The sequence below is a fragment of the Actinomadura sp. J1-007 genome (genome assembly GCF_009793335.1).
Lineage (GTDB): Bacteria > Actinomycetota > Actinomycetes > Streptosporangiales > Streptosporangiaceae > Spirillospora > Spirillospora yumaensis.
The window spans coordinates 1-25,113 of record NZ_WING01000001.1 but is presented as its reverse complement, the minus strand read 5'-3'; the positions used below and the strand labels follow the sequence as shown (position 1 = coordinate 25,113).

Annotated in this window: 25 protein-coding genes and 1 pseudogene; 6 read left to right on the top strand and 20 right to left on the bottom strand. The window is 75.4% G+C overall.

Annotated features, from left to right (window positions below; translation table 11 throughout):
- Nucleotides 1-8 precede the first annotated feature (8 nt).
- The 6 genes from GEV43_RS00130 to GEV43_RS00105 all read right to left on the bottom strand — a co-directional run bounded on the left by GEV43_RS00130 (nucleotide 9) and on the right by GEV43_RS00105 (nucleotide 5,970).
- Nucleotides 9-917: an NAD-dependent epimerase/dehydratase family protein gene (locus GEV43_RS00130; protein WP_160818963.1), complete on the bottom strand. Its 909-nt coding sequence runs from the start codon at nucleotides 915-917 to the stop codon at nucleotides 9-11.
- Complete coding sequence (locus GEV43_RS00125; protein WP_160818962.1) at nucleotides 914-1,690, bottom strand: serine protease; 777 nt, start codon at nucleotides 1,688-1,690, stop codon at nucleotides 914-916. Before GEV43_RS00125 ends, GEV43_RS00130 begins: the two co-directional genes overlap by 4 nt.
- A gap of 53 nt (nucleotides 1,691-1,743) precedes the next feature.
- Nucleotides 1,744-2,700, bottom strand: a complete 957-nt coding sequence (locus tag GEV43_RS00120) for a DMT family transporter (RefSeq protein ID WP_160818961.1) — start codon at nucleotides 2,698-2,700, stop codon at nucleotides 1,744-1,746.
- 162 nt (nucleotides 2,701-2,862) lie between these two features.
- A complete protein-coding gene (locus tag GEV43_RS00115) occupies nucleotides 2,863-3,633 on the bottom strand; it encodes an SDR family oxidoreductase (protein ID WP_160818960.1) in 771 nt (256 codons plus the stop codon).
- Between the two features lie 9 nt (nucleotides 3,634-3,642).
- Nucleotides 3,643-5,136, bottom strand: coding sequence for an NAD(P)/FAD-dependent oxidoreductase (locus GEV43_RS00110; protein ID WP_160818959.1), 1,494 nt, complete (start codon nucleotides 5,134-5,136; stop codon nucleotides 3,643-3,645).
- A 183-nt stretch (nucleotides 5,137-5,319) separates the two neighbouring features.
- Complete coding sequence (locus tag GEV43_RS00105) at nucleotides 5,320-5,970, bottom strand: response regulator transcription factor (RefSeq protein WP_160818958.1); 651 nt, start codon at nucleotides 5,968-5,970, stop codon at nucleotides 5,320-5,322.
- A 97-nt stretch (nucleotides 5,971-6,067) separates the two neighbouring features.
- On the opposite strand from GEV43_RS00105, the gene GEV43_RS00100 reads away from it, so the two are divergent.
- Nucleotides 6,068-6,940, top strand: a complete 873-nt coding sequence (locus tag GEV43_RS00100) for an aldo/keto reductase (RefSeq protein ID WP_206681027.1) — start codon at nucleotides 6,068-6,070, stop codon at nucleotides 6,938-6,940.
- Between the two features lie 5 nt (nucleotides 6,941-6,945).
- On the opposite strand, the gene GEV43_RS00095 is transcribed toward GEV43_RS00100, so the two are convergent.
- Nucleotides 6,946-7,359: a VOC family protein gene (locus tag GEV43_RS00095; protein WP_160818957.1), complete on the bottom strand. Its 414-nt coding sequence runs from the start codon at nucleotides 7,357-7,359 to the stop codon at nucleotides 6,946-6,948.
- A 243-nt stretch (nucleotides 7,360-7,602) separates the two neighbouring features.
- On the opposite strand from GEV43_RS00095, the gene GEV43_RS00090 reads away from it, so the two are divergent.
- Nucleotides 7,603-8,166, top strand: coding sequence for a PadR family transcriptional regulator (locus GEV43_RS00090; RefSeq protein ID WP_160818956.1), 564 nt, complete (start codon nucleotides 7,603-7,605; stop codon nucleotides 8,164-8,166).
- A 15-nt stretch (nucleotides 8,167-8,181) separates the two neighbouring features.
- On the opposite strand, the gene GEV43_RS00085 is transcribed toward GEV43_RS00090, so the two are convergent.
- Both GEV43_RS00085 and GEV43_RS00080 read right to left on the bottom strand, forming a co-directional pair.
- Nucleotides 8,182-8,886, bottom strand: a complete 705-nt coding sequence (locus GEV43_RS00085; RefSeq protein ID WP_160818955.1) for a maleylpyruvate isomerase family mycothiol-dependent enzyme — start codon at nucleotides 8,884-8,886, stop codon at nucleotides 8,182-8,184.
- A gap of 67 nt (nucleotides 8,887-8,953) precedes the next feature.
- A complete protein-coding gene (locus GEV43_RS00080) occupies nucleotides 8,954-10,378 on the bottom strand; it encodes an APC family permease (protein WP_160818954.1) in 1,425 nt (474 codons plus the stop codon).
- A gap of 164 nt (nucleotides 10,379-10,542) precedes the next feature.
- Between GEV43_RS00080 and GEV43_RS00075 the strand changes: the two genes are divergently transcribed.
- Nucleotides 10,543-11,199 carry a TetR/AcrR family transcriptional regulator gene (locus tag GEV43_RS00075; protein ID WP_160818953.1) on the top strand — a complete coding sequence of 219 codons (657 nt, stop codon included), beginning with the start codon at nucleotides 10,543-10,545 and terminating at the stop codon, nucleotides 11,197-11,199.
- The gene (locus GEV43_RS00070; protein ID WP_160818952.1) at nucleotides 11,196-12,311 is read left to right on the top strand and encodes a P1 family peptidase; all 1,116 of its coding nucleotides are present in this window, start codon (nucleotides 11,196-11,198) and stop codon (nucleotides 12,309-12,311) included. Before GEV43_RS00075 ends, GEV43_RS00070 begins: the two co-directional genes overlap by 4 nt.
- 48 nt (nucleotides 12,312-12,359) lie before the next feature.
- Here GEV43_RS00070 and GEV43_RS00065 read toward each other — a convergent pair whose 3' ends face one another.
- Nucleotides 12,360-12,857, bottom strand: coding sequence for a diacylglycerol kinase family protein (locus tag GEV43_RS00065; RefSeq protein ID WP_241682713.1), 498 nt, complete (start codon nucleotides 12,855-12,857; stop codon nucleotides 12,360-12,362).
- Nucleotides 12,803-13,471 carry a diacylglycerol kinase family protein gene (locus GEV43_RS00060; protein ID WP_241682712.1) on the bottom strand — a complete coding sequence of 223 codons (669 nt, stop codon included), beginning with the start codon at nucleotides 13,469-13,471 and terminating at the stop codon, nucleotides 12,803-12,805. Before GEV43_RS00060 ends, GEV43_RS00065 begins: the two co-directional genes overlap by 55 nt.
- A gap of 185 nt (nucleotides 13,472-13,656) precedes the next feature.
- On the opposite strand from GEV43_RS00060, the gene GEV43_RS00055 reads away from it, so the two are divergent.
- On the top strand, nucleotides 13,657-14,604 hold the full coding sequence (locus tag GEV43_RS00055) for an alpha/beta hydrolase family protein (protein ID WP_160818951.1): 948 nt from the start codon (nucleotides 13,657-13,659) through the stop codon (nucleotides 14,602-14,604).
- Between the two features lie 94 nt (nucleotides 14,605-14,698).
- Here the strand turns inward: GEV43_RS00055 and GEV43_RS00050 are convergent, their stop codons facing one another.
- Genes GEV43_RS00050 through GEV43_RS00040 form a run of 3 tightly spaced genes read right to left on the bottom strand, consistent with a single transcriptional unit; the run spans nucleotide 14,699 to nucleotide 17,173 of the window.
- Entirely contained in the window at nucleotides 14,699-15,715 is a 1,017-nt protein-coding gene (locus GEV43_RS00050; RefSeq protein ID WP_160818950.1) for a cation diffusion facilitator family transporter, read from the bottom strand.
- Nucleotides 15,712-16,101: a helix-turn-helix transcriptional regulator gene (locus GEV43_RS00045; RefSeq protein WP_160818949.1), complete on the bottom strand. Its 390-nt coding sequence runs from the start codon at nucleotides 16,099-16,101 to the stop codon at nucleotides 15,712-15,714. The genes GEV43_RS00050 and GEV43_RS00045 overlap by 4 nt, the downstream gene beginning before the upstream one ends.
- A 25-nt stretch (nucleotides 16,102-16,126) precedes the next feature.
- Nucleotides 16,127-17,173: a DUF6777 domain-containing protein gene (locus GEV43_RS00040; protein ID WP_160818948.1), complete on the bottom strand. Its 1,047-nt coding sequence runs from the start codon at nucleotides 17,171-17,173 to the stop codon at nucleotides 16,127-16,129.
- Nucleotides 17,174-17,336: 163 nt separating this feature from the next.
- Here GEV43_RS00040 and GEV43_RS48985 point away from each other — a divergent pair, with 163 nt between their 5' ends.
- Nucleotides 17,337-18,836 carry a serine/threonine-protein kinase gene (locus tag GEV43_RS48985; protein ID WP_241682711.1) on the top strand — a complete coding sequence of 500 codons (1,500 nt, stop codon included), beginning with the start codon at nucleotides 17,337-17,339 and terminating at the stop codon, nucleotides 18,834-18,836.
- A gap of 39 nt (nucleotides 18,837-18,875) precedes the next feature.
- On the opposite strand, the gene GEV43_RS00030 is transcribed toward GEV43_RS48985, so the two are convergent.
- The 6 genes and pseudogenes from GEV43_RS00030 to GEV43_RS00005 all read right to left on the bottom strand — a co-directional run bounded on the left by GEV43_RS00030 (nucleotide 18,876) and on the right by GEV43_RS00005 (nucleotide 24,946).
- Entirely contained in the window at nucleotides 18,876-19,703 is an 828-nt protein-coding gene (locus GEV43_RS00030; protein ID WP_160818947.1) for a hypothetical protein, read from the bottom strand.
- Between the two features lie 145 nt (nucleotides 19,704-19,848).
- Nucleotides 19,849-21,069 (bottom strand): VWA domain-containing protein, encoded by a 1,221-nt coding sequence (locus GEV43_RS00025; protein ID WP_160818946.1) that lies wholly within the window; start codon nucleotides 21,067-21,069, stop codon nucleotides 19,849-19,851.
- A pseudogene (locus GEV43_RS00020) lies at nucleotides 21,066-23,207 on the bottom strand (DUF5682 family protein); the annotation flags it as partial. The pseudogene GEV43_RS00020 and the gene GEV43_RS00025, both read right to left, overlap by 4 nt.
- Before the next feature lie 31 nt (nucleotides 23,208-23,238).
- On the bottom strand, nucleotides 23,239-23,865 hold the full coding sequence (locus tag GEV43_RS47775) for a DUF5682 family protein (protein WP_206681026.1): 627 nt from the start codon (nucleotides 23,863-23,865) through the stop codon (nucleotides 23,239-23,241).
- Entirely contained in the window at nucleotides 23,865-24,365 is a 501-nt protein-coding gene (locus GEV43_RS00010) for an AAA family ATPase (protein WP_160818945.1), read from the bottom strand. Before GEV43_RS00010 ends, GEV43_RS47775 begins: the two co-directional genes overlap by 1 nt.
- Nucleotides 24,362-24,946 (bottom strand): AAA family ATPase, encoded by a 585-nt coding sequence (locus tag GEV43_RS00005; RefSeq protein ID WP_160818944.1) that lies wholly within the window; start codon nucleotides 24,944-24,946, stop codon nucleotides 24,362-24,364. The genes GEV43_RS00010 and GEV43_RS00005 overlap by 4 nt, the downstream gene beginning before the upstream one ends.
- Between the last annotated feature and the right edge of the window lie 167 nt (nucleotides 24,947-25,113).

The following is a 25,113-nucleotide window of genomic DNA, read 5'->3' as shown; positions in this document are numbered from 1 at the left end:
GGCTTTGTTCATGTGGTCAGGGCGGACCAGGAGCTTTCGATGATCTCCGCGAGGTCCGAGTGTTGGGGGCGCCAGCCGAGGTCGCGGTGGACGGCGGCGGCGTCGCAGAGGAGCAGGGGCGGTTCGGGCTGCGGCGGGTTGTGGACGGTCGGGATCGGGCGGCCGGTGACGCGTTCGGCCTCCGCGACCACCTCGGCGACGGACGCGCCCCGGCCGCTGCCGACGTTGTAGACGCGGTCGGCGCCGGGTTCGGCGGGCAGGGCGAGGACGAACGCGGCGGCGAGGTCGTCCACGTGCAGGTACTCGCGGACGGCCGTGCCGGGGCCGTTGATCTCCAGGTGCGAGGCGCGGCCCGCGGCGACGAGCAGGGCCTTCGGGATGAGGCGGGTCTCGTCGGGGTCGCCGCGGCCGTCCACGGAGCCCGCGACGTTGAACGTGCGCAGCACCGTCGCGCCGATCGCGCCGGTGCGGGCGTGGAAGCGGACCGCGTGCTCGGCGGCCAGCTTGGACGCGCCGTACGGGCTGGTCGGCGCGGGCGTCTCGGTCTCGGGGATCGGCTGGCGCTCCGGCGTGCCGTACACCGCGGCGGTCGAGCCGTACACGACCGAGCAGCCGGGCGGCAGGACGGCGAGCAGGTTGACGGTGCCCTGCACGTTCGCGGCGAAGAAGCCGAGCGGGTCGGCGAACGACGCGCGGACGCGGGTCAGCGCCGCGAGGTGGCAGACGCCGTCGTACGGCTCCAGGACGGCGCCGAGCGCGACCGGGTCGAGCAGGTCGCCGATGACCGGGCGGACGCCGGGCGGCAGCGTGCGGCCCGCGTCGCGGACCAGGCCGCTCACCTCGTGCCCGGCGGCGGTCAGGCGCCGCGCGACCGCGTAGCCGACGTAGCCCGCGGCGCCGGTGACCAGGACCTTCACGGGAGGGAGGCGACGCGCGCGTACACGCCGGGATAGCCGCGGCGGGCGCAGCCGTACGCCCAGGACGTCAGCGCGGCGAGGCGGCCGTTGACGAGCAGGGGGCCGCCGCTGTCGAACTGGCAGGTGTCGGCCTTGGGCGACCCCGCGCAGAGCATGTCGGACGGGTCGAACGAGCCGCCGTAGGCGCGGGCGCAGGCGGCGTTGCCGGGGAGCGGGACGGCGGCGGCGCGCAGGCGGGTGTTGAACAGGTCCTTCTCGGAGGTCGTCCCCCAGCCGGCGACCTCGCCGGTGCGGGCCGCGCCGGGGGAGCCGAGCGGGACGGGGCGGCGCGCGACCTTCCTGGACAGCGTCAGGACCGCCAGGTCGTGGTGGCCGACCGTCTCGTCCTTGAACTTCGTCTCGCGGTAGGCGGGGTGGACGCGGACGGACCGCACCGAGACGGTCTCGCCGCCCTTCCGGCCGAGGTCGCCGCGGCCGAACGTCACGTTCAGCAGTCCCGGCACGGCCTTGAACATCGACGCGCAGTGCGCGGCGGTCAGCACCTGGTCCGGCCTGATCAGCGCGCCGCCGCAGAACTGCCCGGCGGGGCGGAGGACGAACAGCGGCGACCCGACGGCCGCGAGCCACGGGTACCGGGCCGCGTCGGCGGGCGCGCCGCCGACGACGGCGGACGCGGGCGGCGCGGCGGTGAGCGCGGCGAGGAGCGCGAGCAGGGAGAGGCCGAGCGCGCCGAGGAGCGTCCGGGGAACGGCACGGCTTGGGGGGAGGGCCATTCCGGCAATGTAGGCGATGGCGGCGCGGGGCGCACGCGCCGCGCGGACCGGGATCAGGTGGTGGGGCGGACGCCCTCCTGCCCCGGGGCGCGGCTCGGCGCCTCGGGGGCGGGGGCCTGCCGCTCGTACCGGGGGAACGTCACCAGCGCGACCAGGGCCAGCACGAACCCGCCCGCGCGCAGCATGAACGGCAGCGACTCCGACGGCCAGTCCTCCCCGAACAGAACCGAGCTGCTCACCACCAGGTAGGTGCGGCCGATCACGGTCAGCACGGTCGCGACGATCGCGATGCGGCAGCGCTGGAGCGCGACCTGGAGCTGCCCGAGCGCGATCGCGGCGAGCCCGACCGTGAGGTAGGGGTAGGGCGACTCCAGGACGGCGCGCAGGCTGCCGGTGTTCTCGTACACGATCGAGATGCCGCGGATCCCGGCCTCGGCGAGCCCCGCGCACGCGCCCGCGCCGATCCCGTACGCGACGCCGGCGAGCTTGCGGGCGTGCCGGCCGTGCGCGCGGCGGTCCCCGACGAGCCAGACGAGCCCGGCGACGACCACGGCGGGGGCGATCACGGCGAGCATCTTCCACGGCGCGGCGAGGGTGCCGGTGAGGCTCGGGTCGGCGCGCAGCCCGCGCTCGGACCCGGCGGACAGGCCGATCAGCACGGTCGCGAGGACGAACAGCGCCACGCTCGCCCACTCCCGGGGGCTCAGCCGCTCGCCGAGGAACCACACCGCGTACCCGACCAGGAACACCAGGCTGACCGCGAAGATCGGCTGGGCGACGGCGAGCGGCATCGCCGTGAACGCCACCACCTCGTACCCGAGGCCGAGGAACAGGATCAGCCCGCCGCCGAGCCAGACCGGGCTGGTGAGCATGTGCCGCGCGACGTGGAAGGGGCGGCTGCCGCGCAGCGGCGGCATCCGGGCGGCGGCCGCGCGGAAGACGAGGAACGCGGTGTAGTAGGCCGCGGTCGCGAGCAGCGCGAGGGCGGCTTGGCCCAGGTCGTGACCCATCGGGGAGGACCCTCTCGGCGGAGTGGTGATGTCACGGGTCGGTACGCCCCCGCACCGACGATCTCTGTCACCCTGCCCTGTCCGACGCCCTGTGACAAGACCGTAACGTGCGTCCCGGCCCGTCCGGTGAGCGCGGGCGGATCGGCGCCCGCCGCCCGCCGGTCACTCGTAGCGGCGGCCCGCGCGGGAGGACAGCCTGCCGAACAGCGACGGCGGGACCATCCGGGTCAGCGCCACGACGGCCTTGTACTGGACGGACGGGACGCTCACCGGGACGCCCCGGCGCAGGTCGCGCAGCGCGGCGTCCACGACCGCGTCGCGGTCGAGCCACAGGAAGTCCGGCAGGCCGGAGACGTCCATCCGGGCGCGCTCGTGGAACTCGGTGCGGACGAACCCCGGGCACAGCGCCATGACCCGCACCCCGCCCGCGCCCGGACGCCCGGCCAGGTCGTTCGCGACGCCCTGGCTGAACGAGACGACCCACGACTTGGACGCGCCGTACGTGCCGCGCGACGCGAACGCCGCGACCGACGACACGTTGACGATCCCGCCCCGGCCCCGTTCGAGCATCCCGGGCAGCGCGGCGTGGGTGAGCCGCAGCACCGCCTCGCAGTGCACCCGCAGCATCGCCAGCTCGTCGTCCACCGGGACGTTCAGGAACGTGCCCTTGTGCCCGAAGCCGGCGTTGTTGACCAGCAGGTCCACGCCCGCGCGGGCGCGCTCCTCGGCGGCGGCGAGGCCCGCCTCGGAGGCCAGGTCGGCCGTCAGGGCCTCGACGCGGACCGCGTACGTGCCGCCCAGGTCGGCGGCGGCGCGGTCGAGGCGTTCGGTGTCGCGGGCGAGCAGCACGAGGTCGAAACCGTCGGACGCGAGGCGGCGGGCGAACGCGGCGCCGATGCCCGCGGTCGCGCCGGTGATGAGAGCGGTCGGCATGCGACGACTCTAGGCGAGCGGCGCGGGCTCCGACGCTCCGCGGCGCGCGCGGAAGTGGCGCGGGTCGGGGCGGCGCGTCGCGCGGCGGTAGGCGAACGTGAAGCCGGGCCAGTTGTTGACCACCTTCCCGTCGGCGGTCATGTACCAGCTCTCGCAGCCCGTCTCCCACACCGTCGAGCGGAGCCGTTCCCGCATCTCCCGCGTGAACGCGTCCTGCACGTCGGGGCGCACGTCGATCCAGTCCAGGCGCGCGCGGCGGACGGCGTCCACGCAGCCGAGCACGTACCGGAACTGGGACTCCAGCATGTAGATGATCGAGTTGTGGCCGAGGTTGGTGTACGGCCCGTAGAGCAGGAACAGGTTGGGGAAGCCGCTGACCGTGATCCCGAGGTGCGCCTGCGCGCCGTCGCGCCACGCCTCGTTCAGCTCCCGCCCGTCCAGGCCCGTGATCCGCATCGGGGCGAGGAAGTCGGTGGACGCGAACCCGGTCGCGTAGACGATCACGTCGGCGGCGTGCGCGGCGGTCCGCCCGTCCGCGCCGCGGGTCTCGACGCCGGACGGCGTGACGCGCGCGATCGGGTCGGTGACCAGCGTGACGCCGGGCCCGGCGAGCGCGGGGTAGTAGTCGTTGGAGCGCAGGATGCGCTTGCAGCCCATCGGGTAGCCGGGGACGAGCGCCTCGCGCAGCGCCGGGTCGGCGACCTGCCCGGCGAGGCTCCGCCGGAACGACCTCTCCATGATCCCCATCAGCCCGGGGTACTTGACGAACGCGACCGCCCGCGACTCGTGCGCCGCGTAGATCTTCGCGCGGCTCAGCCCGTACACCCCGGGGACGGTCCTCAGCACGGCCTTCTCCCAGGGCCGGTAGGGCCGGTCCGGCTTGTCGATCACGTACGGCGCGGACCGCTGGAACAGCGTCAGCGACTCCGCCCGCGCCGCGATCTCCGGGACGATCTGCACGGCGCTCGCGCCGGTGCCGACGACCGCGACCCGCTTGCCGTCCAGGTCCGCGCCGTGGTCCCAGCGCGAGGAGTGGAAGCTCGGCCCCGCGAACGTCTCGCGCCCCTCGACCGGCGGCAGCACCGGCCGGTTGAGCTGCCCGCACGCCGAGACCAGCACGCGCGCCTCCAGCTCGCCGCGGGTCGTGGAGATCCGCCAGAGCGCCCGCTCGGCGTCGAAGCGCGCCCCGGTGACCTCCGTCCCGAACCGGACGAGCGGCAGCACCCCGTACTTGCGGGCGCAGTTGCGCAGGTAGTCGAGGATCTCCGGCTGCTGCGGGTACCGCCGCGACCAGTCGGTCTTGCGCTCGAACGAGAACGAGTACAGGTGCGACGGCACGTCGCACGCCGCGCCCGGATAGGTGTTGTCCCGCCAGGTCCCGCCGAGCTCCCCGGCCTTCTCCAGGATCACGACGTCGCCGATTCCGGCCTCCCGGAGCCGGATCGCCATCCCGATCCCGCCGAACCCGCTACCGACGATCACCACGCTGTGACTCATGGCCATCCCGAACCTCGTTCTGCCGCGGTCGCGTCGAGCGTAGTGACCAAGAGGTCACTTGAACACCCGTCCGCCCCTCTGCCGGTTCCCGCCGCCGCATCCGGTCATGCGGTACGACCGTCCCGCCTTCCGGGCCCGGAGGGAAGGCCCGTTCTCCCGGCAGGTGCGGGGCGGCCGTGCCCGACGGGGTCAGGCGAGGCCGAGTTCGCGGGCGCGCAGCCCCGCCTGGAACCGGGACCCGGCGTCGAGGAGGGCGAGGATCTCGGCGACGCGGCGGCGGTAGGTGCGCAGGGACAGGCCGAGCTTGCGGGCCGCGGCCTCGTCCTTGAGGCCGTCGGCCAGCAGGTGCAGGATCTCGCGGCTCTGCCCGTTCAGCGCGGGCGGGCGGCTCCGGCGGAAATCGGCGAGGTCGGTCGCGGCGTCCCAGGTCGCCCAGAACAGCGTGCGCACGCTCTCCACCACGCCGGGGGCCCGGACGACGGTGTACTCGCGGGGGCCGTCGCCCGCCGGGCCCGCCAGGATCGCGACCTTCCGGTCGATGAGGATCGTCTCCTGCCGCAGCGGCGTCGCGCAGATCCGGATCTGGACGCCGTGCCCCGCGATCTCGATCAGGCGCCGTTCGGACTCCTCGTCGGCGAGGGCCCCGGGGTTGTAGAGCTTGAACGGCCTCGCACGGCGCGCGTGGAGGCCGGCGACGAGCCGTTCACGCGCCCCCGGCAGCGCCCAGGTGCTCTGGTCCGCGGCGGCGCAGGCGAACTCCTCGCGGGCGTGGAAGAGGTGCCCGGCGCGCAGGACCAGCTCCCGCTCGCCGCGCACGACCACGTTCCGCTGCGGATCCATCGCGCCCAGTCTGCGCGGCCCGGGGCGGGAGGTCAAAAGGTGGCAGCTTGCTGCCAGCGGGCGCGGCCGGGGACGCGCGCCCCGCACAGTGGGCGGCATGACGACGAAGATCGCGGCTGCGGCCGGGCACTGGAAGCTGGGCGGCGACCTGCCGGTCGCCCGGATGGGATTCGGCGCGATGCGGCTGCCGGTGCGCGACGCGGAGGGCGCCCCGAACGAGCGCGGCGACGCGCTCGCCGTGCTGGCGCGGGCCGCCGAGCTGGGCATCGACCACATCGACACCGCCGCGTTCTACCACCAGGGCGGACTGGCGGCGAACGAGCTGATCAAAGAGGCGCTGCACCCCTACCCGGACGGCCTGGTGATCGCCACCAAGGTCGGGCCGGGCCGCCGGCCCGGCGACCGGTACCCCACCTACGAGCTGGAGGCGGGCGAGCTGCGCGGGGAGGTCGAGCGCAACCTGGCCGAGCTCGGCGTGGACCGGCTCGACCTGGTCTACCTGCGCGTCGGCGGGCGGGCCGAGCCGGACGGCGCCCCGATCGGCGAACGGTTCGCCGTGCTCGCCGCGCTCCGCGAGGAGGGCCTGATCCGGCGGCTCGGGGTGAGCCACGTCACCGCGGCGCAGCTCGCGGAGGCGCAGCGGATCGCGCCGGTCGCCGCGGTGCAGAACCGGTTCGACGTCACCCTCCCGCAGGACACCGGCCTGATGAAGACCTGCGAGCGGGACTCGGTGGCGTACGTGCCGTACTTCCCGCTCGGCGGGTTCGGGCTGCCGGACGACGAGCGGGTGGCGGCCGTCGCGGCCCGGCACGAGGCGACGGCCGCCCAGGTCCTGCTGGCGGGACTGCTCGCGCTGTCGCCCGCAATCCTGGCCATCCCGGGCACGTCCTCGCTCGCCCACCTGGAGGAGAACGCCGCGGCGGCCGGCCTCGTCCTGACCGGGGAGGACATGGCCGACCTGCGGCGGTGAGGCCGTCAGTCGCGGTCGTGGTGGCAGACCGCCTCCAGCATGAAGCCGAACGGGTCGAGCCAGAACGTCGCGTAGTAGGGCGGCGGGTACTCCGGGAACTCCCTCGGCCCGTGCAGCACCTCGGAGCCGAGCCCCCGCGCCGCGGCGTGGACGTCGCGCACCGCCGTACGGGTCCGCACCATGAACGCCAGGTGCTGGAGCCCGGCGCGTTCGCGGGAGTAGCCGCCGGCCCCTGAGTCCCGGCCGTCCGAGGCCGGATAGAAGAACACGTACGTTCCGGGCTTGCCGCCGGCGGGGCGGTAGGCGAACTGGTCCTCGGCGTCCAGGTACCGCTCGAAGCCGAGGAGGGGCATCAGGGCCCCGTAGTACTCGCGGGCCGCGCCGAGGTCCGGGACGTTCAGCCCGATGTGCCCGAGCACGTCAGCCCGCCGAGCCGTTCGGCGTCCGCCGGGGCGGAGCGGGGACCTCGATCGGCGACCGTTGCGCTGCCATGCCGAGCAGGCTAGGCGCGGCCGCGTCCCCGCGCCACCCCGGCGTGGCCCCGGCCGGGCGTTGCCTCGGCCCGGCGTCGTCCCGGCCGGGCGTCGTCCCGGCCGGGCGGTGGCCCGGCGGGGCGACGCCTTAGCCTGAACGGAGCCAGACCGGCTGGAACAGGGGGAACGATGTCGGCGACGCGGTTGCTGGTGCTCGGCGGGGTCCGGCGGTTCGGGCGCGCCCACGGCTACGAGATCCGGCGCGAGCTGCTGTCGTGGGGGTCCAACGAGTGGGCCAACGTCAACCCGGGGTCGATCTACCACGCGCTGAAGCAGCTCACCAAGGAGGGCCTGCTGCGCGCCGAGGAGGTCCCCGACAACGAGGCGGGCCCGCCGCGCACCGACTACGAGGTCACCGCCGCGGGCGAGGCCGAGTTCCTCCGGCTGCTGCGCGAGGCGATCGCGACGGTGGACGTGCGGCGGCCCGAGCAGCTCTCGGCGGCGCTCGGGTTCCTCGGCGAGCTGCGCCGCGACGAGGCGGTCGCCCTGCTCCGCGACCGGCTGAAGGGCCTCGACGACTGGCGCGACTCGGTCACCCCGCACCTGGAGGAGGACGCCGCCGACCCGCTGAACGAGCTGCTCGGCTGGTGGGCGTTCTCCGCCCGCGCCGCCGCCGAGTGGACGCGCGGCCTGATCGAGCGCCTGGAGGGCGGCGCGTACGTCATGGCGGACGAGCGCGCCACCACCGCCTGAGCGCGGTCGCCCCGGTCAGGCGAGGGCGATCAGGGCGCCGCGCAGGGACGCGTCGAGCGGGTGGCCGGGCGGCAGCCGGTCGACGGTGGCCTGCACGAAGTCGTACGCGGTCAGGTCGGCGGTCCGGTCGCCGAGCCGCACGCGGAACCCGTCCGACAGCTCCTCCACCTCGACGGGCGCGTTCCGCTCGTCCAGCGCGAACAGGCCGACGCGGGCGCGCCAGGCGGTGCGGGCCCGCGCCTCCGCGTCCGGGACCTGCACGCCCATGTCGTCGCCGTGCGTCGCGTACTCCGAGCAGTAGTGGAACGTCTGGAGGCCGACCGGGTACGGGCCCGCCATGGTGGCCAGCTCGGCGTCCGCGCCCGCCTCGCGCATCCGGCGGCGGGTGTCGCCGTTCTCCTCGCGCCACTCCTCGACCACCTCGGCGACGGGCAGCGGGCGGCGGGTCCGCACGCACCACTCGTTGAAGCCCCCGAGGTCCTTCACGCCCTCCCGCTCCAGCCGCGCGAACAGCCCGTCGAGGTCGCCGTCCAGGCAGGCGTGGTTGTAGAGCTCCTCCCCGGCGAGGTGGGCCAGCACGTCGCGGACCGACCAGCCCTCGCAGCGGGACGGCCGGTCCCAGTCCTCCGCGGAGAGGCCGGAGAAGAACGCGTCCAGCCGGTCGGCCTCGGCGTCGAAGATGTCGAACGGGTCCAGCCCGCTGAGGATCTCGGCAGTCATGGGGGTAGGCGTGCCCCGATCCGGGCGGATGTGAACCCGTCCGCCCGCCGTCCGCCCGCCGCCCGGGTCAGGGCGGCGGGGAGACCGCGTCGTCGTCGGCGGCGCCCTTCAGCTCCCAGCCGCCGCGGCGGCGCAGCACCAGCACGAAGTACGCGGCGGACAGCGCCACCACCAGGGCGGTCACGCCGAGGCTCGGACGGCCGATCTCCTCGTCCCGGGCGTTCTGGTAGATCACGTAGCCGAGCGCGGCGAGCGCCGCGACGGGCGCGGCCGGGAACCACGGCATCCGGTAGCGGGCGTGCGCGGTCGTCCCGTTGCGGCGCCCGGCGATCACGGCCAGGCACAGCGCCGCGTACACCGCGACGAGCGACGTCCCGGTGACGACCAGCAGGAACTTCTCGTCCAGGAAGCACGCGGCGGCGCTCAGCACGCCGGTGAGGACCGTCGCGACCCACGGCGTGCCGAAGCGCGGGTGGACGGAGGTCAGCGCGCGGTCCACCGGCTTGGTCCAGGTGCCGTCGCGGCCGGAGCTGAACACCAGCCGCGAGGTCAGCAGCATGATCGCGATGACGGCGTTCAGGATGGCCAGCGCGATCGCGAGGCTGATCACCGTGTTGAGGGTGTCGCCGCCGCGCGCGGTGATGAAGTAGTCGAGCATGTTGTCCGCGCCGAACAGCGCGTTCAGGTCGGGCGCGCCGAGCAGCACGGCGGTGACCGGGACCAGCTCGGCCGCGACCGTGATCCCGAGCGCCCACAGCACGGTGCGGGCGATGGCGCGGTGCGCGTCGTGGGTCTCCTCGCCGAAGTAGACCGCCGACCCGTAGCCGTTGTAGGAGAAGATCGCGACGGCGGTCGCGGCGGCGACGAGCCCGGCGGAGGCCGCCGTCAGGCCGGAGTCGCCGGCGACGACCGGATGGGCGATCAGGTCGGTCACGGGCCGTTCCACGTGCAGGAACCCGAGCGCGGCGAGCACGACGAGCGCGGCCATCTCGATCGCGAGGAAGATCCCGGTGACGACGGCGTTCACCTTGATGTCGAAGATCGCGACCACGGTGGCCGCCGCGACGGTGCCGGCCGCGACGACCGGGCCGTCCAGCCCGTCGAACAGCACGCCGAGGTAGGTGCCGACGCCGAGCGCGATCACCGCGAGGATCAGCAGCTGGGTGATCATGATGAGGCCGAGCACGACGAAGCCCGGCAGCCGGCCGAGGGTGCGGCCGACGATCGCGTACTCGCCGCCGGACAGCGGGTACGCCGAGGCCAGCTCGGCGTAGACGAACGCCATGAAGACGCCGACGACGCCCGCGGCGGCGAAGCTCCAGAACGCCCCGGTGCCCGCCTGCGCGATCACCCCCGGCGCGATGATGAACACCGACGACGCGGGCGTGGTCGCCGACAGCACGATGAGCAGCGCGCCGAGCATCCGCAGGCCCCGGTGCAGCCCGGGGGGACGGTGGGCGGCGGCCGGGGGATCGACTTCGGGAGCGGCCATGACGGGCACCTCCTCGCAGCGGTTCTTTGAACGAGTATCAAAGAACGCCCGCCGACGCGGTACAAGACCGGGCCTGGTAACAAGTCTGTCTCGGGTTTTCGATGCTCCCTCGCGCCGCGAGACCTAACTTGCATTGTCTGAAAGATCTTCAGACAATGTGGGACATGGCCCGCCCCAGCCGCGCGCACGAGCGCCGCGCCGAGCTCGTCGCCGCCGCCCGCCGCGCCGTGGTCGAGCGCGGCATGCTCGGGCTGCGCCTGCGCGACGTCGCCGACCGCGCCGCGATGTCGTCCGGATCGGTGCTGTACTACTTCCCGACGCTGGCCGACCTGCTGCGCGAGGTGCAGCGCGAGGCCGTCGACCGGTTCTGCGCCGCCCGCGAGGAGGCCGTCGCCCGCGAGCCCGGCCCGCGCGGGCGGCTCGCCGCGATGATCCGCAGCGGCCTGCCGTCCGGCCCCGGCGACGAGCTGTGCGTGCTGCTGTACGAGCTCGGCACCGTCGCCCGGCGCGACGCCGCGTACGCCGCCGAGCACATCCGGCTGTACGAGCGGCAGGCCGGGATCTACACCGCGATCCTGGAGGCGGGCGCGGCGACCGGCGCGTTCGCCCTGACCCGCGACGCGGCCTCGATCGCCCGCAACCTCGTCGCGCTGGAGGACGGCTACGGCCTGCACATCGTCAACGCGGTGCCCGCGGTGGACGCCGCCCAGGCGCGCCGCCTGCTGTTCGCCTGCGCCGCCGACGCCACCGGCCGCACCCCGGAGGAACTGGCCGCCCCGGAACGTCCGGGCGGCCCGGAGGATCGGAGAGGCAACCCATGACCCGCGCGCGCACGTTCGGCCTGCCGCTGCCCGGTACGCCCGGCCCGCACAACGCGATCACCGACGTCCCGGGCGTCGAGGTCGGCTACACGACGCTGATCGAGGGGGACGGCCCGCTGCGCGCCGGGCGCGGACCCGTCCGGACCGGCGTCACGGCGCTGCTGCCGCGCGGCCGGTCCGGCGCGGCGGCCCCGTGCGCGGCCGGGACGTACACGCTGAACGGCAACGGCGAGATGACCGGCTCGCACTGGATCGCCGAGACCGGCGCGCTGACCATGCCCGTGCTGATCACCAACACGCACGCGGTCGGGCCGTGCCACCGCGGCGCGATCGAGTGGTCGCTGCGCACCCGCCCGGAGGGCGCGCGCGAGTGGATGCTGCCCGTCGTCGCCGAGACCTGGGACGGCTACCTCAACGACATCGACGGCGACCACGTGCGGCCCGCGCACGCGGTCGCGGCCCTCGACGCGGCCCGCGGCGGCCCGGTCGCGGAGGGCTCGGTCGGCGGCGGCACCGGCATGAACTGCTACGGGTTCAAGGGCGGCAGCGGCACCGCCTCGCGGGTCGTCGGGTACGGCTCCGACTCCTACACCGTCGCCGCGTTCGTCCAGGCCAACTTCGGGTCGCGGCGCGAGCTGACCGTGTGCGGCGTGCCGGTCGGCGCGTCGATGACGGGCGACGACCCGATGGCGGAGACCGACTGGCTCGGGCTCGCCGGGGCGGGCTCGGTCATCGTCGTCGTCGCGACGGACGCGCCGCTGCTGCCCGGCCAGTGCACCGCCCTCGCGCGCCGCGTCCCGCTCGGCCTCGCCCGGACGGGCACCGTCGGGCACCACTCGTCCGGCGACATCTTCCTCGCGTTCTCCACGGCGAACGAGGGCGCGCTGACCAGCGGCTTCCCCGTGGGCGAGCCGGGCTACGAGCACCTGCGGTTCGTGCCGTGGAACCGGATCGACCCGTTCTACGAGGCGGTGGTCGAGTCGGTCGAGGAGGCCGTGCTGAACGTGCTGCTCGCCGCCGAGACCATGGTCGGCCGCGACGGGCACCGCTCCCCGGCGCTGCCGCACGACCGCCTGAAGGCCCTGCTGGCGGCGCGCGGCGTGGATCTCTAGGCGGCGCGGGCGGGGCGGGCGTTCGGCGGCGCGGGCGGGCGGGGCGGCTCAGGTGTCGACGAACGACTGCGGGACGATCACCCTCAGCGCGTTGCCGAGCAGCCGGATCGACACCGGCGTCATGCCCCTGACCTCGCCGTCCACGTCCACCGGCAGCGGCGGGTCGGTCTCGATCTCGACCGCGCCCGTGGTGAGGAACGCGTTCTCGGAGAGCGTGCGCCACGGCCCGGTCAGCACGTGCCGCGCGGTCGCGGACGCCAGCCGCAGCCGCCGCTCGTCGCCGAGCTTGTAGACCGCGAGGAGGCGGTCGTCGGGGCTGGCGTCGCGCGCGATCCGCTGCCCGCTGTGGTGCGCGCCGTTCGCCACGTTGAGCTGGTGCGTGGCCACCTCGTGCGTCTCGCCGCCGATCCGGATCCGCGCGCGGAACGCCTCGTGCCGCGGCAGCAGCCGCGCCGCCGTCAGCGCGTACGCGGGACGCCCGAGGAGCCGCTTCAGCCCGTGCGGCACGTGCTCGGCCACCCGCACCGACAGGCCGAGGCTGACCATGTTGGCGAAGATGTGCCGCACGTCCTCGCCGCCGGCGGGCGCGCCCGCGACCGCCTCGGCCGCCGTCGCCCCGTCCACCGGCGCGGCGCCGGGGCCGGGGGAGCCCGGCGGCTCCGCGTCGCCGTCGCCGTCGCCGGTCCCGGCCTTCGCCTCGGTTCCGGTCGGGGGACGGTGCTCTCGAACCAGCCCACGTCGACGTCGGCCACCTTGCCGTCCCGCAGGGTGCGGACGGCGCCCGCGAGGTCGAGGGGGAGCTCCAGGCTGCGGGCGAAGTTGTTGGTCGTGCCGAGGGGCAGGACGCCGAGCGCGACGTCGCGGTGGGCGAGGTGGGTGACGGCCTCGGCGACCGTGCCGTCGCCGCCGCCGACCACGACCAGGTCGGGCTCCAGGGCGAGCGCGTCGGCGAACAGCTCGCGCAGCCGGGACGGGTCGTTCACCGGGAAGACCTGGGCGAACTCCAGCCCGGCCTCGCGCAGCATCCGGCGCGCCGTCCCGTACAGGCGCCTGCCGCGGCGCGAGCGGACATTGACCAGCAGGACGGCTCGGCCGCCGTCCCGGATCGCGGACTGAAGTTCCGGCTTGCTGCGCATCACGACCGGCCCTCTCCCCTCCATCCGCGCCAGGCTACCCGGCCCGCCGTCCGGAACCCGGAACGGATATTTTATAAAGCGGTTACTCTGCGTTGAAACCGCGCTCGAAGTGGGGACATTACCTGAAAGAAGGCAACGAAACCCCGGGCGGAGAAATGTGGCGGCGCGGCGCGGTCGGAGTGGGATTGATAACAGGGGTCACGGCTCTTATGGCGTCCATTGCGGCGGGCGGTCCCGCGGCGGCGAGGGCGCCGAACGCCGACGACGGGGCGACGGTGGTCGGCGAGCGCCGCCGGGGGCCCCGCGTGCTCGACCTCGCGGTCCGCTCGCCCGTCCTCGCCGACGTCGCGCACGTGCGGCTGCTCGTGCCTCCGGGCTGGTCACGGGACGCCTCCCGCACCTGGCCGGCGCTGTGGCTGCTGCACGGCGGCCCCGGCCCGAACGACCACACGGCCTGGACCGCGCACACCGACCTGGAACGGCTCACCGCCGAACTCCAGATCATCGTCGTCATGCCCGACGGCGGATCCTGCGGCAATTACACCGACTGGTGGAATCGCGGCGGAGGCGGCCCGCCGAAGTGGGAGACGTTCCATCTCACCGAACTCCGGCAGATCCTGGAACGCGGCTACCGCGCGGGCACGCAGCGTGCCATCGCGGGCAACGGCGCGGGCGGCACCGGCGCGCTCGCCTATGCGGCCCGGCACCGCGGCCTGTTTCGGGCGGCGGCGTCGTTCAGCGGCGCCCCGCACACGCTGCACCGCGACCCGCGCGCCCTCGACGTCGCCGACGTCGTCGAGCTGTCGGTCGCCGTCGCCGACCCGGACGCCGACTGGACCGACGTCTGGGGCGACCCCGAGCGGCAGCGGATCGTCTGGCGCCAGCACAACCCGTACGACCTCGCCGACCGGCTCTCCGGGGTCCGGCTCTACATCGCGTCCGGCGACGGGGAGCCGGGCCCGTACGACCCGGCGCCGGGCACCGACCCCGACGTCCTGGAGTCGCTCGCCCGCACGGTGACCGCCCGGTTCACCGCCAAGCTCGACCAGCTCGGCATCCCCGCCTCGACGCACCTGTACCGGGGCACGCACACCTGGCCGTACTGGCGGCGCGAGCTGCGCGCCGCGCTCCCGCTGCTGGTGTCCGAGCTCGCCTGACCGGCCCGGGTCCCCGCCGGTCGAACACGTGAGGGTGCGGCGGGGGCCGGGCCGGTCCGGCGGCGCGCCGGGCGGGACCCGCCGGGCGGGGCCGTCAGTGGTCGCAGGGGGCCGAGCCGATGTGCCGGTGGGGCTCCTCGGCCGCGGCGACGTGGCGGGGGCCGTGCGGGTCCTCGCAGTGGAACTCGTCGTTCACGTGGTCGACCTCGATCGTCGTGTGCGTGATCCCGTACGAGGTGCGCAGCAGCTCCTGGAGGTCGCGGCGGACGGCGTGGCAGTCGCCCTTCGGCTCCACCAGCACGTGCGCCGACAGCGCCGGGTAGCCCGAGCTGACCTCCCAGACGTGCAGGTCGTGCACCTCCTGCACGCACGGCCGCTCGGCGAGGCGCCCGCCCAGCTCGGACGGGTCGATGCCGGACGGCGCGGCCTCCATGAGCACCCGCCCGGCGTCGCGCAGCAGCCCGTAGCCCGCCTTCAGCATCAGCGCCGCGACCACCAGCGACGCGATCGCGTCGGCCCGCGCGAACCCGAGCGTCCACACCGCGAGCCCGGCGACCGCGGTGGAGATGAACGCGTACAGGTCGTTCAGGATGTGCTGGAACGCGCCCTCGACGTTCAGGCTGCTCCGGTTGGCCCTGCTGATCAGCCAGGTCGCGGCGATGTTCACGGCGACCCCGGCGAGCGAGGTCCAGAACACGAGCGGCCCGTTGACGTCGGGCGGGTCGACGAGCCGGCCGACGCCCTCGTAGACGAAGTAGGCGGCGAGCAGGAGCAGCGTCAGTCCGTTCAGCTGGGCCGAGAGGATCTCCGCGCGGCGCATCCCGTAGGTGAAGCCGCCCTTCGGCGGGCGCGCCGCGATCCGCATCGCGACCAGCGCGAGGACGATCGCGACCGCGTCGGTCAGCATGTGCGCGGCGTCGGTGACCAGCGCCAGCGACCGCGCGACGACGCCGATGACCACCTCGCCGGACATGTAGGCGAGGATCAGCGCGAGCGCGCCGGTCAGATACCGGCGATCGGCCCCCGCCGAGACCCCGTGCCCGTGGCCGTGCCCGTGCCCCTGCCCGTGGCCGTGCCCCTGCCCCGGCACGTCCTCCCGATCCCCGCTCATGTGGCTTCCTCCTGGTGGCCGACGTGGGCGAGGGCGAGATCGAGCAGCATCCGCACGTGCGAGTCGTCCAGCCGGTAGTAGGCCATGCGGCCCGCCCGGCGGACGCGGACGACGCGGTTGGCGCGCAGCAGCCGCAGCGCGTGCGAGACCGCCGACTCCGAGTGCCCGCAGGACGCCGCGATGTCGCACACGCACATCTCGCCCCCCTCCAGCAGCGCCGTGATCACCCGCAGCCGGCCGGGGTCGGACAGCAGCCCGAACACCTGCGCCAGCTCCGTGACGGTCTCCGCGTCCGGCATCGACGCGGTGACGACGGCGACCTTCTCAGGATCGACCACGCGGACGGCGCACGCCTCGGCGGGGGTGACATCTGAAGCACTGCTCATATGAGCAAATGTAGCGCAGGTGTGCTCAGAAGGGCGACCCGGGGCCCGGCCGGCCGCTCGGCGGGCCGAGCGAGGCGGGCGGCGGCCCGCCCGTCCCGGGGCCCATCGACGCAGGTGGGGGCCCTTCGCCAGCGGGCGGCGCCGGCGACGCGGGCGGCGTCTGGCCGTACCCAGGGGCGCCCGGCCCGTCCGAGGGGACGCCCGGGTCGCCCGGGTCGCCGCCGCCGGGCGTACCGCCGAGGCTCGGGGACGTGCCGGCGCCCGGCTCCGAGTCGCCGGGCAGCGGGGTGGCCGGGCCGCCGCTGCCGGGCTCGGCCGACCCCGAGTCGCCGGGGGACGGGCCGTCGGTCGGCGCCGCCTCGGTCGGCGGCAGCGTGCCCGCCGGGCCGTCGTCGGCGCCCGTCGTTGCGCGCGGGCGGCCGAATCCGATCGTCGCGTCCGGATCGACGAGAACGAAAACGGCGACCGCCCCTTCGCGTTCGTTCCTCGGCTCGATCCTCGTGACCCTCCGCCCGCCGAAACCGTCCCATGAAGCGCCGGTGTAGCTCGCGTTCCGCGTCGAGATCTTTTTCTGCGGACGGGTCAGCGGATTTCCGCAATTGCACTTCACCGCCGGCTCGCCGTATTCATTGATCAGCACGCCCATTCCCGCTTGGAGGACGGCCGGGCCGCCGGTCGCCTTCCCGTCGCGGTAGCCGTGGTTGGTCACCAGGGTGTCGGTGCGCAGCAGCACCGGCGTCAGCCGCGCCACGAACCGCGCGATGCCGCCGGGCTCGATGCCCTGCGCGCCCGCCCACGCCCGCGCCTTGTCCGGATTGGCCTGGAGGAACGCGACCAGCCGCCGCGGGTCGCAGCTCGCCGCGCGCCGCGTCCCGCCGTAGAGGCCGGGCGAGTCGCCCCGCCGCGTCCCGCCCGCCCGCCGGCCCGGCTCGATCCGGCGCTGGTCGGTGTTCGACATCAGCGTGTACGGGTCGGGCCCCGGTGTCCCCACCGTCAGCCGGGTGATCGTCGCCCCCGCGTCGCCGCATCCCGCCACCGTCGCCGCGGCGGCCAGCACGGCCGCGAACGGCACGGCTGAAACCCTCGCCCCGCCAATTCTGGAATTGATCTTAAACATGCGTCATCCCCCGTTCGGGACCGGCCGAACCTATACTCTTTGATGCCATGGCGGCGCGTTTTGTGCCCGGTCGATTCCTCGTAATTTTGTTACCGACGCCGTTCCCGGGGGAGCGCGTATGACCAGCCCGCTCACGCCCGCCGACCCGCGACGCCTCGGCGGCCACACGGTCCTCGCCCGCCTCGGCTCCGGCGGCCAGGGCGTCGTCTACCTCGGCCGCGACCCGTCCGGCGGCCGGGTCGCGATCAAGCTCCTGCACGCCCGGACGCTCGGCGACGCCCGCGCCCGCGCCCGGTTCGTCCGCGAGCTGGCGCTGCTCCAGCGGGTCGCGGGGTTCTGCACCGCCCGGATGCTGGACGCCGACATGGCGGGCGACCAGCCCTACATCGTCAGCGAGTTCGTGCCGGGCCCCTCGCTGCGCGAGCTCGTCCGCGCCGAGGGCCCCCGGACGGGCGCCGGACTCGACCGGCTCGCGGTCGGCACGGTGACCGCGCTCACCGCCATCCACCGCGCGGGCGTCGTGCACCGCGACTTCAAGCCGCAGAACGTCCTGATGGGACCGGACGGCCCCCGCGTCATCGACTTCGGCATCGCCCGCGCCCTCGACGCGGGCTCCACGGTCACCAGCCAGGTCGTCGGCACGCCCGCGTACATGGCGCCCGAGCAGGTCGCGGGGTCGGCCGTCGGCCCGTCCGCCGACCTGTTCGCGTGGGCCGCGACGCTGCTGTTCGCCGCCACGGGCCGCGACCCGTTCGCCGGGGGCCCGCTGCCCGCCGTCCTCTACCGCGTCCTGCACGAGACCCCGGACCTCACCCCGCTCCCGCCGCAGATCGCCGACATCGCCGAGTCGTGCCTGGCCAAGGACCCGCGGCGCCGCCCGACCGCCGAGGAAGCGCTCATGCGCCTCCTCGGCGGGCGCTCCCCGCGGCACCCGTCCGACCTGGCCCTCCCCAGGCCCGAACTGCCTCCCGCGCCCACCGCCGGTACGGTCCCCTTCCCCGCCGACCCGGCGGAGGCGAGCGGTGGCGGGACCGTTCTCCCTGCCGCCGTTCCCGGCCGTGCCGATGCCGTGTGGACGCCCACCGAGACCGCGCGGACCTTCCCGTCCGAGAGTGCGCCGGGCGCGGCGCCCGCACCGGCCCCCGCAGCGAACGAGGCGCGAGGCGGGAACGCTCCGGGGCCTCCCGCACCTCCGGTGCCTCCGGCGTGGCCGGAACCGGCCGGGGCGCGGCCGGACGTACGGCGGGAGCTGGGGCGGGGGCCCGCGGTGTTCGCCGGGCTCGTCCTGGCGGGGGTGCTCGCGGCGCTCGACGTCGTGGCGCTCGCGTTCCTCATCGCGCTCCCGCGGCTCAGCGAGGGGCGGCGCGGTGAGCTGCTGCCGGTCGTGGCGTCGTCGTTCGCCGTGCTGGCGGTGGTGACGCTGGTCGGCGTCGTGCTGGCGTGGCGGGGGAGCCGGGGCGCGGCGTGGACGGTGATGGCCGCGCGGACCGTCCGGGTGGCGATGTGGGGGGCCTGGAGCGTCCTGGTGCCCGTCCAGGCGTCGGCGCTGGTGATGCACGCGGCGCTGTCGGGGCTGGTCGTGGTGCTGCTCGCGGCGGGGCTGCGGGCGGCGCGGTGAGCGCGGGCCCGCCGCCGGTGGGGCGGCGGGCCCGCACGGTCACTTGACGTGCCGAGGGACGACGTGCGTGCTCGTCCTGTCCTTGCCGACCGCGTTGCGCATCACCCCGGGCCGCCGCGCGGTCGCCGTGATCCGGACCGTCGCGGTCCGGCCGGGCTTGAGCGACCCCGTCCAGGTGAGCTTCGGCGGGCGGAAGCCGTAGGCGGCGTGGCCCGTGCTCGCCGTGATCCCGTCGATGTGCGCGTGGCGCGCGATGTCGGACAGGTCGTCGGTGAACGTGGCGTCCGGCAGCGCCGTCCCCCCGGCGTTCCGCAGCCCGAGCCGCTCCCCGGTCACCGGGACGGTGGTCACGCCCTGCCGGATCGGGCGGCCCGCGACCGTGGGCGCGGTGACGGAGTTCTGCGTGATGGGCGCGTGCGGCGGCTGGCACTGCGCGAACGTGTGCATCGTCGGCACGTTCAGGACGGGCGGCCCGCCGGGGACGAGGCTCACGTTCACGTCGTTCGGGTCGCTGACGCCCCGCCACGAGCCTCCGGCCGTGTCGCCGGTGACGCTGCCGGACGGGACGGCGATCGTGACGTACCGGCCGACGCCGTCGGGGTCCTCGCCGTAATCGGCGTTCACCTGGCCGGTGTCCGCGCCGATGGACGCCTGCCCCCACGACCCGTTGAAGCCCGGCCGGCCGAGACCCGGGACCGGCGTGACGTCGAGCCGCACGCCGGTGCTGGTCGCCGAACCGCCCGCCCGCCGCTCCCCGGGCCCGGCGCTCGCCAGCACGACCGAGGTCGCGGCGACGGACGCCAGCAGGACGGAGATCGCCGCGGCCAGCAGCGGTATCCGGAACTTCCAGGTGTTCGCCAGGGACATCCGTGGTCTCCCACTCGGGATCGGTCCGCGCGGGAGGACACGGGCGTGGTCGTCGGCCGCCGGAGGCGCCGCCCCCGGCGGGCCCAGCCAACCCCGGCGCGCCGCCGTGCCGCGCGGGGACGCGCCGGAGTTTGCCCAAGCAGGATCAGCCGGTCTCGCGTTCCGCCCAGCGCCGCAGGTCGCGGCGCTCGACGGCCGCCGCCATCAGGTCGGGGAACGCGTCGGGCGTGCAGCCGAACGCCGGGACGCCGAGCTCGGCGAGCGCGGCGGCGTTCTCGTGGTCGTAGGCGGGCGCGCCCTCGTCCGACAGCGCGAGCAGCACCACCACCTGGACGCCCGCGGCGGTGAGCGCGGCCACCCGCTGGAGCATCTCGGCGCGGACGCCGCCCTCGTACAGGTCGCTGATCAGCACGAGGATCGTGTCGGCCGGGCGGGCGACCAGGCCCTGGCAGTACGCGAGGGCGCGGTTGATGTCGGTGCCGCCGCCGAGCTGCGTGCCGAACAGCAGCTCGACCGGGTCCTGGAGCTGGTCGGTGAGGTCGACCACCGCCGTGTCGAACACCACCAGCGACGTGCGCAGCGACCGCACCGACGCGAGCACCGCCCCGAACACGCTCGCGTACACCACCGACGCCGCCATCGACCCGCTCTGGTCGACGCACAGCACCACGTCGCGCTTGACGGCCCGCTGCCGCCGCCCGTAGCCGATGAGCCGCTCGGGCACGAGGGTGCGGTGCTCGGGCAGGTAGTGGCGCAGGTTGGCGCGGATCGTCCGCTCCCAGTCGACGTCGGACGGCCGCCGGGGGCGCGGCACGCGCGCCGACCGGTCCAGCGCGCCGCCGACCGCCGAACGGGTCCGCTGCGCGAGCCGCCGTTCCAGGTCGCGGACGACCCTGCGGACCACGGCGCGCGCCGACTCGCGGGCGCGGTCGGGCATGACCTTGTTGAGCGAGAGCAGCGTGCCGACCAGGTGCACGTCGGGTTCGACGGCGTCGAGCATCTCCGGCTCCAGCAGCAGCCGCGTGAGGTCGAGCCGTTCGATCGCGTCCTTCTGCATGACCTGCACGACCGTGGACGGGAAGTACTCGCGGATGTCGCCGAGCCACCGCGCGACCGACGGCGCCGAGTCGCCCAGCCCCGCGCTGCGGCGCCCCGGCCGCGAGCGGTCGCGCTCGCCGGGCCCCGAGCCGTACAGCTTCTCCAGCGCGGCGTCCATCCGCGCGTCGTCGCCGTCCAGCGCGCGGCCCGTCCCGTCGGACGCCTCGCCGCCGAGGACGAGCCGCCACCGCCTGAGCCGCTCGTCGTCGGCGGCGGCGTTGGTGGCGTCGGCGGCGTCCGGGACGGGGCGGGCGGGGTCGGTGGTCATGGCGTCTCCCAGCCGAGGATGTCGAGGACGGCCGCCGCCGCGGGCGCGGCCCGGCGCGGGTCGAGGCGCTCGCCGGGACCCGGCTCGCCGGGCCCGGCCGCCGCGGTCGCGGGACCGAGGCGGCGGGCCCGCTCGCCGATCGCGCGGCGCTCGGCGGCGGCGTACTCGCCGAACGTGCGGCGCAGCAGCGGCAGGACGTCGGTGAACGAGTCGTTCGGCAGCCCCGCGATCCAGCCGTCGACCAGGCGGAGCAGGTCGGCGTCGTGCACGAGGATCAGGCCGCCGCCGGACAGGAACCCCTCCACCCACGCGGCGGCGCGTTCGGGCGCGGCGCCGACGGACACCGCGCGAGCCATCCGGTCGGGGACGTCGCGGAGCCGTCCGGCGTCGTGGAGCAGGCGCGTCAGGCGGCCCTCGACGAGCCCGTGCAGGCCGTCCGGCCGCGACACCAGCCCCTCCAGCGCGCGCTGCCACCGCGCCGCGTGGCCCTCGTCGGCGAGCAGCGCGAGCGCGCCGTGCACCGCGTCCACGTGGCGCAGCGTCTCGCGGGCCGCGTCGTCGTCCAGCCCGGCCACCGCCGGGGGCAGGCCCACGCAGATCCGCACGACCAGGCCGTCCACGACCGTGCGCAGCGGGCCGGTCGCGGTGCCGCGCACGTCCCCGTACCGCAGCGCGCGGACGAGCGCGGGCATCGCCGCCATCAGGTGCGCCACGTCGGTGTCGACGGCGGCGCGGTCGGAGATCGCCCGCATCACCGCCGGGAGCGCGCCGCCGAGGTCGGCGAGCAGGCAGCGCTCCGCGACGGACGTCAGGTCGGACAGGGCCGCGGCCTGCTCCGCCATCGCCTCCGCGCGGGCCGACGCGGCGCCCCGCACGGTCGTGCCCCACGCGCTCGCCTCGATCAGCTCGACGTCGAACTCCGGCCGCCACGCCAGCGTCCACGTCTCCCGGAACGTCCCCTTGGAACGCCCCGGATCGCGCGGCACGCCCCAGTCGACGTCGAGCAGCGCGAGCCGGTGCAGCAGCCTGCTCCGCGCGAGGTCGATCGGCCGGCGCAGGTCGAGGTCCTGCTCCTTGTCGAGCGCGGACGGCTTCAGCCGCAGCCGCCGCTGCTCGGCCTGGAGGTCGCGCTGGAGCGGCACCATCGGGGTCCGCTCGGGGACGGCGCCGAGCCGTTCGCCGACGACCATGCGCCGCTGGATCAGCTCCACCGGCAGGTCGGCGCCCTCGCACAGCACCGCCCGGGTCGCCTCGGTGACCTCGTCCAGCCCCGCGAGCGGCCGCCCGCGCAGCGCGGCGAGCGCGTCCGCGAGCCGTACGGCCTCGATCACGTGGGCGGACGAGACGTGCAGGTCCTCCTCGCGCAGCACCCGCGCCGCCCGGGTCAGCCAGCGCTCGACCGGCCGGTCCGGCGCGGCGAACAGGTGGTGGTACCAGCCGGGCGACCGCACCCCCGCCCCATAGCCGGAACGCCCCGCGAGCCGCCCGTGCGTCCACGGCACCCACGTCATCGCGACCTTGGTCTTGGGCAGTCCGCGCAGCGTCCGGTCGTCCTGCGCGGCCGGGACCTTCGCCAGCACCGCCGGGACGTGCCACGCCCCGCACACGACCGCGACCCGCTCGTACCCGTCCTTCAGCGCGCGGCGCAGGGTGCGGCGCATGTGCGCCTCGCGCTGCTCCTCGCGGACAAGATGGCCGGGCGGCAGCCCCGCGCCAGGCCGCTCCTCGGCCGCCGCGAGCTGCTCGCGCAACTCCGTCATGGCCTCGGCGATGGCCGGGAACGGCGACGGCCCCTCGCCGCGGTGCTCCACGACGTCGTCCCACCAGCGCTCGGTGTCGTCGTACCCGGCGGCCTTCGCCAGCCAGCCGAGCGGATCGAGCCGGATCCCCTCCACGACCTCAGCGACGCCCTCGCCTTCCGCGCCCTCTGCGCCTTGCGCGCTGTCCGCGCCTTCCGCGCCTTGACCGTCGGTCCCGTCCTGCTCGGGGGCCTGGAGCGGGACGAGCTGGTGCGCGGCGGGCAGGTCGCAGAAGCGCACGGGCACGCCCGCACCCAGCGCGTACCGGATCGCCTGCCACTCCGGACTGAACTCAGCGAACGGCCAGAACGCCGCCTGCCGCTCACTACTCCCGTCACCCCTGTCACCCCCGTCGCTCCCAGCCGTCCCGCTACCTCCCCTCCCGGCCCACCCCGGCCACGCGACTATCCCCGCCGCCCGCCGCACCGTCGCCGCGTCCCGCGCCACCGCCCGCCGCACCGTCGCCCGCCGTTCTGTCGCCCGCCGCACCGTCGCCGCGTTCCGCACCGTCGCCGCGTTCCGCGCCGTCGCCGTGGCCCGTGCTGTCGCCCGCCGCACCGTCGTTCGTTGCGCCGTCGCCCGTCGCGCCGTCGCCCGCCGGGCCGCCGCCGCGTCCCGCGCCGTCGCCCGTCGCGCCGTCCCGATCGCCTGTGCTGCCGCGATCGCCTGTGCTGTCGCTCGTCGGACTGGCGGCCGCCGTGCCGTTGCCGTTCGCGGAGGGTTGGCTCTCGGGAGCGTTCCGGTGGGGCGGGGGGGTGGAGCCGTTGGGCGCGGGTTCGGGTGGCAGGGGCGGGCGGCCCGGGGCGTACGCGAGCAGCGCGACGGGCGGGACCATGCCGGGGTCGGCGGCCAGCTCCACGAGCGGGTCGGCCTCGGGCGGCCCCTCGATCAGGACGGCGTCGGGCCGGAACTCCTCCAGCGCGCCGCGCAGCGCGCGCGCCGAGCCCGGACCGTGGTGGCGGATCCCGTACACGCGTACGCGGGGATCAGCCGCCATCAGGAGACCTCGCGGCAGGCGCGGTAGAAGTCGCGCCACTCGTCGCGGTCGCGCACCACCGTCTCCAGGTACTCCTGCCAGACCACCCGGTCGGACACCGGGTCCTGCACGACGGCGCCGACGATGCCGCCCGCCACGTCGGCCGCCCGCAGCACCCCGTCGCCGAAGTGCGCGGCGAGCGCGAGACCGCTGGTGATGACCGAGATCGCCTCGGCCGTGCTGAGCGTCCCGCTCGGCGACTTCAGCTTGGTGCGGCCGTCGCCCGTCAGCCCCGAGCGCAGCTCGCGGAACACGGTGACCACGCGGCGGATCTCCTCCAGCCCGGCGGGCGTCTCGGGCAGGTCGAGGGACGCGCCGATCTGGTCGACGCGGCGCGCGACGATGTCGACCTCGTCCTCCACGCTCTCGGGCAGCGGCAGCACGACGGTGTTGAACCGCCGCCGCAGCGCGCTGGACAGCTCGTTGACGCCCCGGTCGCGGTCGTTGGCCGTGCCGATCACGGTGAAGCCTTGACCGCCTGGACCTCGGTGCCGAGCTCCGGCACCGGCAGCGTCTTCTCCGACAGGATCGTGATCAGGCTGTCCTGGACGTCGCTCGGCATCCGGGTCAGCTCCTCGATCCGCGCGACCGCGCCCGTCCGCATCGCGCGCATCAGCGGGCTCTCGACCAGCGCTTCTCCGACGGGCCCTCGGCGAGCAGCCGCGCGTAGTTCCACCCGTACCGGATGGCCTCCTCGGCGTGCCGCCGTGCCCTGGACCAGCAGCGTCGAGTCGCCCGACACGGCCGCCGCGAGATGCTCGGACACCCACGTCTTCGCGGTGCCGGGCACGCCGAGCAGCAGCAGCGCCCGGTCGGTCGCGAGGGTCGCGACCGCGACCTCCATCAGCCGGCGCGGCCCCACGTACTTCGGGGCGATCCGCGAGCCGTCCGGCAGTTCGCCGCCCAGCAGGTACGTGGTGACGGCCCACGGCGACAGCCGCCAGCCCGGGGACGGGGCCGCTCGTCGTGCTCGGCGAGCCGGGCCAGCTCGTCGGCGTACTGCTGTTCGGCGTGCGGACGGCAGAACGGCGTCACTGGTCACTGGGTGAGCTCCTTCAGCATGTCGTCGCGGAAACGCAGGGTCTCGGTCAGCTCCCCGATGGCCCGCGCGGTGGCCGAGCCGGCCACCGCCCGGCCGGACCCCCCGACCGACCCGGACGCGTCCCCGGAAGGCGAACCCGAGACGGGTCCGGCCGCGCGACCGGCCCC